Source organism: Flavobacterium erigeronis, assembly GCF_054075165.1.
Genome location: NZ_JBSKGP010000012.1, coordinates 35,886 through 50,743 on the forward strand (window position 1 = coordinate 35,886; position 14,858 = coordinate 50,743).

General features: G+C 35.5%; 12 protein-coding genes. 8 read left to right on the top strand and 4 right to left on the bottom strand.

Annotated elements, in window-relative coordinates:
- Position 1: 1 nt before the first annotated feature.
- From ACWA1F_RS21070 to ACWA1F_RS21080, 3 genes are read right to left on the bottom strand one after another with little or no spacing between them, the layout of a single operon-like run.
- Entirely contained in the window at positions 2 to 2,458 is a 2,457-nt protein-coding gene (locus ACWA1F_RS21070; RefSeq protein ID WP_456896646.1) for a GNAT family N-acetyltransferase, read from the bottom strand.
- Positions 2,439 to 3,956 carry a pyridoxal phosphate-dependent decarboxylase family protein gene (locus tag ACWA1F_RS21075; RefSeq protein ID WP_456896648.1) on the bottom strand — a complete coding sequence of 506 codons (1,518 nt, stop codon included), beginning with the start codon at positions 3,954 to 3,956 and terminating at the stop codon, positions 2,439 to 2,441. The genes ACWA1F_RS21070 and ACWA1F_RS21075 overlap by 20 nt, the downstream gene beginning before the upstream one ends.
- Before the next feature lie 24 nt (positions 3,957 to 3,980).
- Positions 3,981 to 4,616 (bottom strand): nitroreductase family protein, encoded by a 636-nt coding sequence (locus ACWA1F_RS21080; RefSeq protein WP_456896650.1) that lies wholly within the window; start codon positions 4,614 to 4,616, stop codon positions 3,981 to 3,983.
- 272 nt (positions 4,617 to 4,888) lie between these two features.
- Between ACWA1F_RS21080 and ACWA1F_RS21085 the strand changes: the two genes are divergently transcribed.
- The 3 genes from ACWA1F_RS21085 to ACWA1F_RS21095 all read left to right on the top strand — a co-directional run bounded on the left by ACWA1F_RS21085 (position 4,889) and on the right by ACWA1F_RS21095 (position 9,764).
- Positions 4,889 to 6,001, top strand: a complete 1,113-nt coding sequence (locus ACWA1F_RS21085; protein ID WP_456896652.1) for a Fe(II)-2OG oxygenase family protein — start codon at positions 4,889 to 4,891, stop codon at positions 5,999 to 6,001.
- A 281-nt stretch (positions 6,002 to 6,282) separates the two neighbouring features.
- A complete protein-coding gene (locus ACWA1F_RS21090; RefSeq protein ID WP_456896654.1) occupies positions 6,283 to 8,598 on the top strand; it encodes a TonB-dependent receptor in 2,316 nt (771 codons plus the stop codon).
- Positions 8,599 to 8,654: 56 nt separating this feature from the next.
- Positions 8,655 to 9,764, top strand: a complete 1,110-nt coding sequence (locus tag ACWA1F_RS21095; RefSeq protein WP_456896656.1) for a PepSY-associated TM helix domain-containing protein — start codon at positions 8,655 to 8,657, stop codon at positions 9,762 to 9,764.
- 16 nt (positions 9,765 to 9,780) lie between these two features.
- Here the strand turns inward: ACWA1F_RS21095 and ACWA1F_RS21100 are convergent, their stop codons facing one another.
- Positions 9,781 to 11,778 carry a GAF domain-containing hybrid sensor histidine kinase/response regulator gene (locus tag ACWA1F_RS21100; protein ID WP_456896658.1) on the bottom strand — a complete coding sequence of 666 codons (1,998 nt, stop codon included), beginning with the start codon at positions 11,776 to 11,778 and terminating at the stop codon, positions 9,781 to 9,783.
- A 214-nt stretch (positions 11,779 to 11,992) separates the two neighbouring features.
- Between ACWA1F_RS21100 and ACWA1F_RS21105 the strand changes: the two genes are divergently transcribed.
- The 5 genes from ACWA1F_RS21105 to ACWA1F_RS21125 all read left to right on the top strand — a co-directional run bounded on the left by ACWA1F_RS21105 (position 11,993) and on the right by ACWA1F_RS21125 (position 14,813).
- Positions 11,993 to 12,604, top strand: a complete 612-nt coding sequence (locus tag ACWA1F_RS21105; protein WP_456896660.1) for a hypothetical protein — start codon at positions 11,993 to 11,995, stop codon at positions 12,602 to 12,604.
- A gap of 39 nt (positions 12,605 to 12,643) precedes the next feature.
- Entirely contained in the window at positions 12,644 to 13,129 is a 486-nt protein-coding gene (locus ACWA1F_RS21110) for a hypothetical protein (RefSeq protein WP_456896662.1), read from the top strand.
- A 27-nt stretch (positions 13,130 to 13,156) separates the two neighbouring features.
- Entirely contained in the window at positions 13,157 to 13,885 is a 729-nt protein-coding gene (locus ACWA1F_RS21115; protein WP_456896664.1) for a hypothetical protein, read from the top strand.
- Between the two features lie 182 nt (positions 13,886 to 14,067).
- Positions 14,068 to 14,238, top strand: a complete 171-nt coding sequence (locus ACWA1F_RS21120; RefSeq protein ID WP_456896665.1) for a hypothetical protein — start codon at positions 14,068 to 14,070, stop codon at positions 14,236 to 14,238.
- A 77-nt stretch (positions 14,239 to 14,315) separates the two neighbouring features.
- Entirely contained in the window at positions 14,316 to 14,813 is a 498-nt protein-coding gene (locus ACWA1F_RS21125) for a PRC-barrel domain-containing protein (protein ID WP_306156333.1), read from the top strand.
- Positions 14,814 to 14,858 lie beyond the last annotated feature (45 nt).

Here is a 14,858-nt window from a genome sequence, read left to right on the forward strand (position 1 = left end):
ATTATTGGTTTATAAGATTATGCTCTGCTTCAGAGTTGATTACAATGTCTTTGTTTTGAGGGAATTTTTCCCAATACCATTCGCGGTAGCAAAAATTAAGATTGGATGTTTTGTGTGGCATTTCGATGACTTTATCGATTTTAAAGCCATGAAAAGCTTTGTTCATCATTGAAGCTCTCGAATCTACAGAACCTTCGCCAACCATTCTGCCCACTTCTTGTTGTGCAAATACATAATCGATCATGCATTGTGTCGATGGTGAAACAAATTTTTGTTTTGGATCTGTCGGCGCAATAAATTGATGTGTTCCATAATCAGTCGGCAGTACCTCATAATAATCGCCCAATACATCACGGGTTGGCCAGTATACTTCGATATTAAAAGTCGGTTCTCCGTTTGCCATTCCGATATAACTGTACAAACCGTCACTCGGAAGCAGGGTTCTATAATACGTTTCCAGTTCGCGTAACGGCCAGTCCATTTTCCAGTTGGCTTTGGCGTGATCGCGATGAAACCATTCGTGCATCATTTCCAAATCATTTTCCAAATCAACAGGACGCAAACTGATCGTCACGTCTTCTTTTGGGAAATAGCGGTTGTACACCAATTCTTTTCCTTTTGGATTAATTAATTGTTCGGAGAAAAAGCGTTTGTGCAAAACATTCGGGAAATTGATGCGGGTCACGCCAGCAGGATTTCCACCGCAGTCAATATCATTTAGAGCCGTAAGCAAATTACCTTTTACTTTCCAATGACGGCTTTCGAGAATAAACGTTACTAAATCACTTTCGTCTTCTTTTTGTAAATCTTCTAATTTGTCGTAAAGTATATTTAAAAGATTTTTTTCGTCAGCAAGTCCGCTAGCGCCAAAAGTATTGACAACTGCCAAAATATTTCCTACCCAGAAATAGTGAAGTATTAGATTATACAAGCGATCGTCTGGAATAAACATTTTTCCGTTTTCAGATAAGCCGGGTACAATTTTGTCTAACTGATCTTCAAAGGATTTTCTAAATAAAAAGCTTTGATTATCACGGAAAAACAGTTTTTCTGGCATAAACGCTGCATCTAATTGTACCAATGTGTTTTGCTGATGCCATTCGCAGAACATTCCCTGCTCGTTAAACATTTTTACTACACCTGTAAGGATGATATCAATATACTTTTTGAACCAAAGTTCACTGATTTTTTCCAGAGATAATCCCGTTTGCTGTGACGCTTTTTCGATTACATTCTGCATTCTTGAAGGATTTCCCAAAATGCTGTCCTGGCATAAAGAAGCCAATAAACAAACGTTATTTTCTTTTTCGCTTGCAGTAACTTTAAACGGATTGTATCTTACGCTTGTAGAAAAACTGTCCAGTACATTTCCGTTATAAGAAACTGCTATAAAGCCAGGATCGCAGATCAATTCAATATCAGGATAGGTTTTCTTTACATTAGCTCCCCAAGCGGTTTGCATCAGCCTTGAAACTTCATAACCTCTGTACAATTCATGAAAATGATTAATGCGTTCTGCTCCCGTAATTTTTACATGAAGCGAAAATTTATACATATAATCGCTTTCTTTATTGAATACCGTTCTTACCGATGATGTTGCTGTAAATTCTTTTCCGAATTCACCCATATCGATCAATAAATTTTCTTTTACCAGCGTATCAAATTGGGTTTGTTTTTTAAAATACGCAGCTTCCCACGGATGAACCGGAATCATTTTCCAATCTGGATATTTCTTTAGTAAATCCTGTGTTTTCTGATCTCTTTTGCTTGCTTTCAAAACCTCGTCTTTAGCAAAATCTGAAGGCAAAACGTTATCTACAGATTTTTCGGTAACCAAATCAGGATGCACTAAAAAATAATACAACTGAAAACGGCCGCCTGTTTCGGGAGCATATTGTAAAACTTCTTCTTCTGTAAAACCTTCGCGTCCTTTGGTAAGCGGATGCAATAAATGTCCTGCAGGAAACAATTGTTCCGCTTCAATGAAAGTCATTTTAGCTTTATTAAAATCTTGACCCGAAGTTTGAAAATGCTCTAAAAACTGCGCTATTTTTTCGGTGCTCAGTTGCATTCTCTTTTTTACATTTTTAGAATCTGCCAGCGGGTACTGAAGTCTTACCTGATTAGTAATTAATTCTAAAAGACGGTCTGCATCTATTTCTTTTATAGTTTCAGTAGTAAGATCACGTTCCATTACTGGAAAATCGTACATATGTCTGAAGGTTTCAGATCTGTAGCGAATAGGAGCGTAGACTTCGACTTTATCTACAGGAAAATCCAGTTTTAGATGAAGTTCATGATTATATTTTGACATATAAGATCTTAGTACAGGATCATATTTAGGAACCCCTTCATAAAAACTGCTGTTGCCCAATTCGCGCACGCAACAATTCAATAAAATAGTAAACGTAATATCGACTGCTTCTTGAGCGATTTCTTTAGGAGAAGATGTATTCATTTCCGTGTTTTTTGATGATTGAAAGGATATTATTAATATGATCTACTGTAGTTAATGGATTCAAAATGGTAAACTTCAAGTAAAAAATGCCGTCTACTTTTGTGCTTGCGACTAAAACTTCACCATTAAAAAACATTTTCTTTTTGATGTGTAAGTTCATTTTGCAAGTATCTCCAGGCCAGCCGTCTAGTTTATATCTAAAAACCAAAACGCTTAAATCTGAATCGGTTAGAAGTTCAAAATCGTTGTCGTTTTCTAAGATTTCAGCTGTTTGTTTCGTAGTTTCAATTATAGTGTTTGTATAATCGCCAAGTTTGGTTCTGCCCATATAACGCAGTGTGCACCATAGTTTTAAAGCATCAAAACGGCGTGTACTTTGTACCAGCGATTTGTTGATTTGAGCTGGAAGTTCATCATAATCCTGTTCTTTAGGATTTAAATAATCGGCGTGATGTTTTATAATGTGAAGATGCTGTTTGTTTCTTACCATAAAAGCGCTGCTGCAAATAGGCTGAAAAAACGATTTATGGTAATCTATCGTAACAGAATCAGCTTGTTCGATACCGTTTAGCAGATATTTGTGTTTATCTGTTAGCAATAAACCACAGCCATAAGCAGCGTCAACATGCATCCATAATTCGTGTTCTTTTGCCAGAACTGAAATTTCAGCTAATGGGTCGATATTACCGAAATCTGTTGTACCCGCTGTAGCCACAATTGCAATCGGAATGTTGCCTTTTTGTTTTTCTTCAATAATGGCTTGTTTTAATTTTTCGGCATTCATTCTATAACGGCTGTCTGTAATAACCTGAACAATTGACTGTTCGCCAAGCCCCAAAATAGAAGCGTTTTTCTGGTTGCTGAAATGTGATTTCTCTGAAACAAAAATTCTGAATTTGCTAGAGTCTGTTGGACAGCCATTTAATTTGATATTCCAGTTTAGGTATTTCAAAGCAAAATAATCTCTTGCTAGAAGCAATCCCATAAGGTTACTTTGTGAGCCTCCGCCCGTAAAAATTCCGTCGCAATCTGCAGTGTATCCAATTTGTTCACCCGTCCACGCAATCAATTTTCTTTCTATAAATGTTCCTCCAGCACTTTGATCGTAAGTATCCTGCGAGGAATTGATTGCACTAATCAACACATCGGCAGCTAAAGCAGGAATTACAACAGGGCAATTTAAGTGGGCGATATATTCTGGTAAATGATAAGCAGTAGCATGATTTACGTAAATTTCATCGATCTCATCCCAAAGTGTTTCATAATCTGTGACAGGCTGATCTAAGTTTACAGCTTCTACTTTGCTTTTAATTTCCTCAGGTTTAATGCCGCTAAACGGAATTTTAGTATTTTCAAGAAAACTGCCTACACGTTTTTGCACTAAGGCTATTGCATTGTTATATTCTTCGCCTGAATTTTCATGAAAAATATCCTGATAAAATGGGTCTATAGAATTTTTCACTAAGACATCTGGGGCATTGTCTAATAGGTTTTGCATAATGATTAATTTTTAGAATTGAGTTTATTGGAAATAAGTTACTTTACTAGAAATAGGCGTTCTCTTTTTTTTGGACGGTTCAAGATCATCTGGATAATACCCGACATACATTAAACCCAGAGATTTTTCATTTTCAGCCAGACCAAATTGATTTACATAATCAATTGCACCGGCAGAAGTACTCCAGTAGCTCCCGATATTATGGGCAGTGCAGGTGAGTGCCATGTTTTGAACAGCAGAGGATACGGCGGCAACTTCTTCCCATTCTGGAAGGTTAATTTTGCGATTGAGAACCATCACGATTCCAATAACACAGGCCGAGTTAAGAGGATATTTTTTTAGCAGATTGTACTTTTCAATAGCTTCTTCCGCAGAAAACTTTTCAAAATAAAAATCTTTGTAATATTCAGCCAGAAAAGATCCGAGTTGTTCCAAATAATGATCTTTAAAAACAATAAACCTCCATGGCTCCGTCATTTTATGCGTAGGAGCGTAGGTTGCGTTTGTCAAAATTTCATTTAATAGTTCTTCCGGTATATTTCGCTTTACAAATTCATCTGCATAAATACTTCGTCTGGTCCGAATGATCTTTGAAATCTTTTTTTTCCGGGGCACAAAATCTGAGGTACTGATTTCATTGGGTTTCGTGGTATTATTCATATTTTTTTAATAAATTTTTTAAGAAAATTCTTTTTTTAAATTTTAAAACAAATATATTTGTAAGTAGATTTTATTTAGAATGAATAAAAACAGTAGAAGCAAATGTAGAAATTAATCTTTATAAAAAAAATAAAACAGTAAAAAATAAATACGAAATTCTGTACATTTTCAAAGTGTATTTGAACGATGCTTTATTTGTATAATGTTTGATTTCAGTAGTTTGTGTTTTATGCTTGCCTCAATTTTTATTAACTATTAAATAAACTAATAAAATGAAATCACAGTCATTAATTGAAGATGAAATACCAGTAAAAGAAAATTATGTTTATCAAATTCCTACAAGCCCGCTAATAGTGGAGGTTACGCCCCAGGAAAGAAATATTTTATCCAATGTCGGCGCTTTGCTTGAGAAGGCATTTAAGAGCTACGAAAATCCAGATTATATAGAGGCGCTTCATCTTCATTCTTTCCAGCTTTTGCCAGAACGAATAGCCAGAATCTTAAGCCGTTTTGGAACAGATTTTTCAGCAGATCAATATGGTGCTATTGTTTTTAGAGGTCTTCTAGAAGTAGACCAAGATCATCTGGGACCTACCCCAGCTAACTGGCAGAGTGCAGATTATTCTAAACTCAATAAATACGGTTTTATTTGTTCCTTGCTGCACGGAGCAGTTCCTTCAAAACCTGTTCAATATTATGCGCAGCGAAAAGGAGGAGGGATTCTTCACGCGGTTATTCCTGACGAAAAAATGGCGGCAACGCAAACAGGATCAGGTTCTAAAACCAATTTGTATGTGCATACCGAAGATGCGTTTCTACTTCATCAGGCCGACTTTTTAAGTTTTCTTTATCTGCGAAATGAAGAGCGTGTTCCTTCAACACTTTACTCTGTACGTTCACACGGAAAAGTTAATTCGATAATGGAAAAACTTTTTGATCCGATTTATCAATGTCCGAAGGATGCCAATTATGATGAAGAAACTAATAATGGTCCGCTGGCTTCTGTTTTATATGGAAATAAAGATCTTCCTTTTATCAGATTTGATGCGGCTGAGCAGATATTTAATGAAAAAGCAGGGCAAACCCCAGAAGCGCTTTATAATTTAACTGAATTCTGGAATGAAGCTAAAGAACTCATAAACAGCGATTATATACCAGATTCAGGTGATGTGATATTTGTCAATAATCATTTATGTGCTCACGGAAGAAGTGCTTTTATAGCGGGACAGAGAGAGGAAAATGGTAAAATTGTGCCGTGTGAAAGAAGGCAGATGCTCAGAATGATGAGTAAAACCAGTTTAATTCATATAAGATCAATGACGCATACCGATGATCCATATTTTGTTATGGAAGAACATTTAGGAAAAGTTTTTGGTCAAGATTAATTTTGGAGACCGAATTGTAGAGAGGCATCAGATAATATTTGATGTCTCTTTTTTTGTTTGTATAAACTCCTCCGCTGGCGCGAGCGTCGCGCTCGTGCATCGTTGCGTGTCACGAGCGGGACGCTCGCGCTAGCGAATAAAATTTCATACTTGCTATAACAAAAGGAAAGATATTCACTTTAAAATCTTAATTATTTGTGAAACAATTTAGAATGTTTACTTTTGTCAAGAATTAATCTAAATAAGAATAAATACCGCATATTTTTTTCAAAACCATAAAAATGAATTTTAAACGCCCAATTACCCTAATCATTTTCTTTTTTTTAGCCGTCAATTTACAAGCACAAACACTTCGATTAAAGGTTGAAAACGAATCAAAAAGTCTCATTTCAAACGCCTCAGTTTCTTCAGGCAATAAAATTATCGGAACGACCAATAAAGCTGGTCAGGTTTCGATCTCAGTTCAAGATATAGAAGATAGAACGGTTTTAATTTCTTCTCCAGAATATCAGCCACTTTCTTATGTTTTTTCTAATCTGGATGAAAAAAATGAAATTTCTATTGTTTTAGTTAGCGAAAATGAACTGCATGAAGTGGTGGTTACAGCGGGAAGAAAGCAAGAGAATATTGCTACAGTTCCTTCTTCGATCACTATTATGAGCCAAAAAGAAATTCAGGTTCAAAGCAGTATTAATACCAATTTATCGTCTATTCTAGGAAATGTTATTCCTGGTCTTGGTGTTTCAACAAATAAAGCAACCAACTCAGGTCAAACTTTAAGAGGGCGACAAGTTTTGGTTTTAATTGACGGAATTCCGCAATCGACACCTTTAATGAATGGAGCTCGTGATATCCGTGTGGTCGATGCCAACGCAATCGAACGTATTGAGGTTATTAAAGGAGCTACTTCTATTTACGGAAATGGTTCTGGAGGAGGTATCATCAACTATATTACCAAGAAAAGTCCGTTGGTTGACAGTTTTCAAGGAATAACTACAGTAGGAGCCACTTTTAATCCGATTCATAGCAAAGAAACTTTTGGTTACCGTGTATCGCAATTTTTTAATGGTAGAAAAAACAAGTTTAGCTATGTTATTGGAGGAGCTTTTGATTACACAGGTCTTCAAAGAGATGCTGACGGAAAACCGTTAGGACAGACAGATGGTTTGTCAAATTCATCCCAGTCTAATGCTTTTGTGAAATTAGGATATGACATGGATGAGCATACTAGTTTTAACGTAGTTTACAATTTCTATAGCAGTACCCAAGATGCTAAATATATTAGCCAAACGGGAGTATACGGTCAGACTCCGACAATTGGTGTGAGAGGTACAGAGCCTGGTAAAAGTGCAGGAACGCCTTTCAATCATAACTTCATGTTTACTTTTTCGAAAAATAATTTATTTAACACCACACAATTGGATGTGTCTGCTTATTTGAATTCTTTTCAATCGATGAATCGTTATGTGCCGTCTGGAACAGCTTGGTACGGTCCGGGCCAAACCATGATTAATTCTAATAAAAATGGAACGCGAATTAACTTGAATACGCCTTTTAAAATTGGTTCAATGCCTACTGAAATTACTTATGGTATTGACGTTTTAAATGATGTTACTTTTCAGGATTTAGTAGACGGACGTGTTTATATCCCGAAAATGGACATGTTAAACATTGCTCCTTATGCACAATTAAAAGTGGATGTTTTAGAAAACTTAATTTTTAAAGGAGGATTACGTTATGAAAATGCAACAGTTCGTGTTGATGATTATAATACAATTGCTTCTGGACCAGGAAACCAAGGAAGTATTTTTGTAGAAGGAGGCAAAATTCCATATAATGCTACGATGTTTAATGCTGGTCTTCGTTTTAATAAGTATGAAATTTTTAATCCATTCGTAAGTTTTTCTCAGGCATTTGCCATAAATGAATTGGGAAGGATTTTAAGAAGTGCCGAAGAAAGCACAATAGCAAGTTTAGCTACAGATCCAATTATTACCAATAATTATGAAGTTGGTTTTTCTAGTAAGTTTTACAATTTTAATTTAACGGCAGCTTATTATATTAGCACTTCAAAATTAGGTGCTAATTTAATTGAAATTGACGGCCGTTTGGTGGCACAGCGCGAACCTGAAGAAATTAAAGGATATGAAATAACGTTAGATTACAGATTCTCTGATAAATTGAATGTTGGAGGAAGTTATTCTTATGTAGACGGAAAAGCAGAATTTGATGACGGAAGCGAAGTGTACTTAAACGGATCTCGTATTGCTCCTCCGAAAGCAACGGCGTTCATCAATTACAAACCTGGCTCTGACTGGTTTTTGCAACTATCTTGGGTAAATACGGGCTGTCGCGATCGTTTTGAACCAAACGCGAATGGAAAATACAATAATAGTGAAGGGCCTATTTCGACAGTGAATTTGATTAATTTTGCCGGAAGTTATGCATTTAATAAAAACTGGTCGGTAAACTTAGGAGTTGAAAACTTATTAAACAACAGTTATTATTCAACTTTAAGTCAATATCGCGCTGTAAATGCAGATTATGTAATGGGTAGCGGTATGACGACAAGTTTAAACCTGCGTTATAAATTTTAAGAATTTCAAAAAGATCATTTTTAGAAGCTTTGTATTATTTGAAAACAATATAATAAATGAACAAAACGCTTAAAAAGAATATTGGCTTATTGCACCTTTGGCTCGGACTTGCGTCCGGGCTAATTGTTTTTATAGTTGCCCTTACAGGAAGCATATTGGTTTTTGAAGATGAACTGGATGAGTTTTTTAATCCCGTATTTTATAAAGTTGCTAGCATAGGCGAGGAAAAAATGCCAGTAGACGGAATTATTTCTGATGTGAAAGAAGATTTTCACCTTAAGAAAATTGATAGGGTTCATTCTTTTTATGATCCAGAAAGAACTTTACTGATTTCCGCAACTGATTTGGACAAGAAAAAACAGCTTTTTTCTATTGATCCCTACACTGGTAAAGTCCTAGCTTCTATTCCTGCAGAAAGACGTTTTTTTTCTATTGTGCTTGATTTGCACCGCCATTTGGTTTTAGGCGATTTTGGACAAGCTGTCACAGGAATTAGCTGTCTTATTTTCGTTTTTATGCTTTTGTCGGGACTTTTTTTATGGTGGCCAAAGAAAATTAAAAACCTAAAACAAAGATTAACGGTAAAATGGGGAGCATCATTCAAAAGAGTAAACTGGGATTTTCACTCCACTTTTGGTTTTTATACTTTTTTGGTTCTGTTAATCATTTCGCTAACGGGTTTAACCTGGTCGTACGATTGGGTTGAAGACGGAGTTTATTTATTGGCCGACGGAACAACGAATAAAAAATCTGCGAAAGTTGAAAACCCAACTAAAATTGATCCAGAAGGTGATAAAACATTTTTCTATCAAAGCATATTCTCTAAGACAGACAGTGTTTTTAAATACAAAGGAGACACCCAAATCAGAATACCATCGGACACTATAAATAGTATTTTGGTGATCAAAATGAATCTTGAAAAAGAAATACCAAATATTTCCAGTCTTGCTTATTTTGATAAATATACAGGCGAAATTGTAGAAACGAGACCTTATGAATCCTTTAGCAATGGAGATAAAGTAAGACGTTTGATTTATCCAATTCATACTGGAAGCATTTATGGTTATCCAACCAAAATTCTAGCATTCTTAGTTTGTCTTTTTGCTCTTACACTTCCCATTACGGGGCTGTTGATTTGGCTTGGGAGGAAGAAAAAGAGTAAATAAATCGTTTGGTTTACAATTAATAATTCTCTTTTTGAAGATCCTTAATTATTTCATGAACGCTACAGTATATAATATCCAAATGATCTGCCGTTGCAGCTGTGAACTTTCTGGCAATAGCTTCCCTTTCGATGGCTTTAAGATCCATGCTTAATCCTTCTAAAAGAAAAAGATGCAGCCAAAGCTGTAGCTGTTCTGCAGTTTGGAGTACGGCATTATAGTCAGCGCGCTTTACAGCGTTTTGGAGTTCTTCGAGTTCTGAAGGCGCTTTTTCTATGAATTGAGAAGTAACCTCTTTTTTCCAGCCTGGTTTCTGGCGGTCGGTTTGTTCTATTTGTGATAAATCAGCTTTTGGGCGGCGCATCGGACGGCGTTCTTTTCTAATAACCGTTTTAATAGCCTCCAAAAGTTCATACTGTTTAAAAGGTTTCGGCACATAACCATCCATTCCCGCATTAAAACAGCGATCTTGTTCACCAGCAAGAGAATGTGCCGTCATAGCGATGATCGGAATAGCATTGTTCATTTCTCTACGAATAAATTCTGTTGTCTGATAACCGTCGCGTACTGGCATCTGTAAATCCATTAGCACCAGATCATATTTTTTGTTCGAAAGCATTTCAATACCCTGATCGCCATTTTCGGCAGTATCGATTTCAAATCCGAAACCTTCAATTACATTCTGAGCTAGTTTTTGATTCAGACGATTGTCCTCGCAGAGCAGAATACTAAGTTTTCCAAGATCATTGACAGGTTTAATTTCTGCTTGTACGTTCTCGTTTGATGCTTTTTTATAGGCAATAGTAAAGAAAAATTCCGATCCACGGCCTTCGCGGCTTTTAACCTCGATTTCCGAATCGTGAAGTTCTGTAAGCTGTTTTACAATGCTGAGTCCAAGTCCTGTACCTCCAAATTTTCGGGTCGTACTTTCTTCTGCTTGCGTAAAACGCTCAAAAATAGTGTCTAAATATTCTTCGGGTATGCCAATTCCTGTGTCTTTCACCGAGAAGCGAATCAGATAGTTATCAGCGGTTTCTCCCGTTTTTTTTACGGAAATGGTCACTTCGCCTTCAGTTGTAAATTTCAATGCGTTCCCAGCTAAATTGACGAGTATCTGATTGAGCCTTCCTTGGTCTCCAGCAATCATTACTGGCAGATCTGCATCTAAGTACAGATTAAATTCGACCCCTTCGGTTACCTTTACTTTAAGCAAATCGTAGACATGTCTTAGGGCTTTAGGTAAATCAAATGGCTGTAATTCTAAAGTAAGACCTCCAGATTCAATTTTAGAAAGATCCAAAATGTCATTTACAATTAGCAACAGGTTTTCTCCAGCGGTTTGTACATCCTGCACAAAGCTGCGCTGTTCTTGGTCCAGTCTAGTGCCAGAAAGCAGTTCGGTAAAACCGATAACGGCATTTAACGGAGTACGGATTTCATGACTCATGTTGGCCAAAAAGTTTTCTTTGGCAGCAACTGCTTGCTCGGCTATTTTTTTCTGGCGTGCAAGCTCATTATTCTTCGTTCCGAGCTCCAAAGTATTGATTACATGTCGAGCCACGATTTTAAGTGCATTTCGCTGGCTCTCATTTAGTTTTTTGGGCATGTGGTCTGCCGCGCACAAAACTCCTATATGGTAGCCATCAGGAGTGGTAAGAGGCACTCCAGCATAAAAGCGAATCTTAAAGCCGCCTGTTACATTGGGATCATCTTTAAAACGCTCACTCAGCAGAGTATCCGGAATTTCTACCAGTTCTGAATCCATGATCGTATATCGGCAAAAAGTAATCTCTCGTGGGACTTCAGAGACGCCCAATCCAATTTCAGATTTGAACCATTGGCGGCTCTCATCAATAAAAGAAATATAAGCAATAGGAACTCCACAAATATACGAGACAAGCGCTGTAGCATCGTCAAAGGCATTATCAGGAAGTGTGTCCAGAATGTTATAGCGCTTTAAGGCATCAAGACGCTCAGCTTCATTATGAGGAATTACTGGTAGTGGGGCAGTATTCATAATATAGAAAATTAATCATAAAGATATAAATAGTTGACGATGAGTTCTTTATATTCTTGTTTGATGCTGTTATATAATTTACAGCTTCTTATATACTAATTATGAATTTTAAAATACATTATAAGTTATTGAAATTTAGTAAAGAGGTATTTCATTGAAAAAAAATAGGAAAAGGATGAACATTTTTATATATTTAATTAATAAAGCTGATTTAATGAAAAACAAGATTATAAATTTTAGCTTATTCCAAAAGCTGTTTTGTGACAGCTGTTACGGAGTTGTTCTATTTGTTCTGATTTTATTTTCTTCTTGCGCAAAAGAGATTTATCAAAAAGCAGATTATACTTTTTACGATCAAAATTTTAAGCTTGACAACTCCACTTCGTTGAGAACAGATGGTGTTTATGAGTTGAAATCCATTTGGACAGATGAAGATGGCGGCAAGCTCAAACAGCCTGAAGACCATCGTTTCTATAAATTTTATCCGACTGGACAGTGCAATCTGACATTGGATTCTTCCTTTAAAATAAAAACAGAAAAGGATTATACTGATGTAATAAGTAAGGATTTCGTTAAGCAGAAAAGAACACTTTTTCAAGCGTATTACAAGTTTAGTGGAGACAGAATTGTAATAGAGAGCAGAGTAGTTCAACGGCGCCAGTTTGCTTATAAATATGGCTATGTTAAAAATGACAGTTTAATCATTGTTAAAGCAGGAACTCACGGAAAAGGAACTTTTGCTGACTCCAATTTTCCTTCTTATTATAAAGAATATTATGTATTTAAGCCATTGGCTCTGCAAAATGAAAAACAGCCGCAATGGTAGCAATTATAGCTATTTAAAGTTAACTCAATTGATTTAAATATGAAAATACGATTCAATTTAAACTCCGTCATCAAAAAAGCCAGTACTTTAATGTTGCTGATTTTGTTTGCAAGCTGCTCACACCAAGAACCAGATTTTATTGTTAAAGGAGATTCCGCTTTACTTAAAGATATCAAAGTGAATATCGAAATGATTAGAGACAAAGAGACTAAAATAGCCACGGCTTTTTATAATGGAAGTTCTTATGCTGTTGCCAATGATGATGTATTGCGTTATAAAATATATATGTCGTATCAGGATAAATATTTCAATACCATTGAAATGGATAATCTGCATGACAAAATTAAAGGAAAACCATTAAATGAAATTACTGTTGTGAAGAAAGACAATAAAATTATGGTTTCTTATAAAGGAATAGAAGAGAGCAGTGGCAGTGAAAACAAGGAACTTCTTGTAGATGAAGTTTTTTTTGCTTCTAATGACTTGAAAGAACAAAAACAGAAATTTATTGATTTTTATAAGTAATGACCAAATCCAATTAGAAATTAAAACATGAAAAAAATATATTTTATCTGCTCTTTACTAGCAATTTTTATGGTGAGCTGTAAAGAAAAATCAAATGAAGAAACGAAAGAAACTGACGCGATAAATGAGAGTGTTTCTGATACTTTAAAACATTCACAAAGAGCTGAAGATTGCCCGAAAGAAGAATCTTTAGTCTGGCAGGGAGAAACCTTTGCATCTTATACTGAAGATATTATGAGAGGTAAAGGTGTAATTTCTTTTACAATGGATATTAACGACAGGCTCGATTTTTTTAATGAAGACGATAGCACTTTTGGCGAAATTGTACTAAATGAAGATATGACTTTCTTTACGCTTAAAATGCCGGGAAAAGTGATAGCCAGAAAAGTTATTCCTATCTATGATTTTGCTGCTTTCGATTTTGACTGCGAAGATATAAATGCAGACCCCAATTATTTCATCATTTATATTAATAAAGAGAAAAGAAAAATAAAGAAAGACGGCATTAAATATAATTTTTCGACTTGGGAAGATTATATTAAAAAACAACACATCCGACTTAAAAGCTGTAACTTGATTGCAAACCCTAAAAGTAGCAGTCAGGTTTTTACAGTAGAGAAACTAAACGGAGACGAAATAGAGATCAAATCAAACAAAGACTGTTTGGGAGAAGATGTGCCATTTGAATCTCTTAAAGGAAAAGTAAAATGGAAAGCTGGAGATAGATTGCTGATAAATTTTGCGCTTTGCAATTAACCGCCTTCAAAAAATGATTTCTTCTTTTTGAAAATAGTTTTCTGTTTTTGATCATTCGAACAAAATTTTTCTAGTTTTTCATACTGGGAATTGTATAACATCTGCCTGAAATTTAATATTTTATCCTGCATCTGCCTTTGTAACTTTAATATGAAATTTAATAATCATATAAAAATTAAGTTATGGCAGAAATTAAAATTGAGAAAAAGAAGCCAGTATGGCCTTGGATTATTGCGGTATTGCTAATTGCTGCGCTTGTATATTATGTCTTTTTAAGAGAAGATCATGTACAGGATCCGAACAGAACAGAGATCGAAAACACTACAGCGGTTGACAGTACAAGTAACTATTAAACTAGTATCGCAAACAAAATAATGTTTTGCAGTCAACGCTCAGTGAGAATATATAATTCATAAAAGAAGAAATTAACATGGAAAATAAAGACAGAAATTTATACAGACTGGACGAACTATCAGATTATAAGATTGCCTCGAACTATCCAGATGTGAGAGGTTGGAAAATTGTAGACGCAGATAATCGAACTATAGGGACTATAGATAACCTTTGGGTGAATAAAGATATGCAGCGTGTCGTGTATCTTGATGTAAAGGCAGATAAATCACTAATGGATGACAGCCGTAAAGAGGTTCATGAGACTATAGCTAATGATAACGGTAGGGAGTTTATGTATCGTGACGGAGACAGTCATTTGATTATTCCAATCGGATCGGTAAATATCAATAAGGATACAAAAATCGTGATGGCAAACGGAATTGGATACGACACTTTCAGAAGAACAGGACGTTATAATACACAGCAGCGTTTTGATCGTGATTATGAAAGAGCAGTATTAAGAAGTTATTATCCTAATGAAAATTATGATAATGACGATACTTTTTACAGCCGAAGAGAGTTTGATAACCGATAATAAGGTTTGAAATTTTCAGAGTGTTATATTTAAAAAAATACCAGA

Coding starts and splice junctions, on each gene's coding strand:
- ACWA1F_RS21110 (WP_456896662.1), top strand. CDS start 12,644: ATGAAAATACGATTCAATTTAAACTCCGTCATCAAAAAAGCCAGTACT.
- ACWA1F_RS21070 (WP_456896646.1), bottom strand. CDS start 2,458: ATGAATACATCTTCTCCTAAAGAAATCGCTCAAGAAGCAGTCGATATT.
- ACWA1F_RS21085 (WP_456896652.1), top strand. CDS start 4,889: ATGAAATCACAGTCATTAATTGAAGATGAAATACCAGTAAAAGAAAAT.
- ACWA1F_RS21090 (WP_456896654.1), top strand. CDS start 6,283: ATGAATTTTAAACGCCCAATTACCCTAATCATTTTCTTTTTTTTAGCC.
- ACWA1F_RS21095 (WP_456896656.1), top strand. CDS start 8,655: ATGAACAAAACGCTTAAAAAGAATATTGGCTTATTGCACCTTTGGCTC.
- ACWA1F_RS21115 (WP_456896664.1), top strand. CDS start 13,157: ATGAAAAAAATATATTTTATCTGCTCTTTACTAGCAATTTTTATGGTG.
- ACWA1F_RS21105 (WP_456896660.1), top strand. CDS start 11,993: ATGAAAAACAAGATTATAAATTTTAGCTTATTCCAAAAGCTGTTTTGT.
- ACWA1F_RS21075 (WP_456896648.1), bottom strand. CDS start 3,956: ATGCAAAACCTATTAGACAATGCCCCAGATGTCTTAGTGAAAAATTCT.
- ACWA1F_RS21120 (WP_456896665.1), top strand. CDS start 14,068: ATGGCAGAAATTAAAATTGAGAAAAAGAAGCCAGTATGGCCTTGGATT.
- ACWA1F_RS21080 (WP_456896650.1), bottom strand. CDS start 4,616: ATGAATAATACCACGAAACCCAATGAAATCAGTACCTCAGATTTTGTG.
- ACWA1F_RS21125 (WP_306156333.1), top strand. CDS start 14,316: ATGGAAAATAAAGACAGAAATTTATACAGACTGGACGAACTATCAGAT.
- ACWA1F_RS21100 (WP_456896658.1), bottom strand. CDS start 11,778: ATGAATACTGCCCCACTACCAGTAATTCCTCATAATGAAGCTGAGCGT.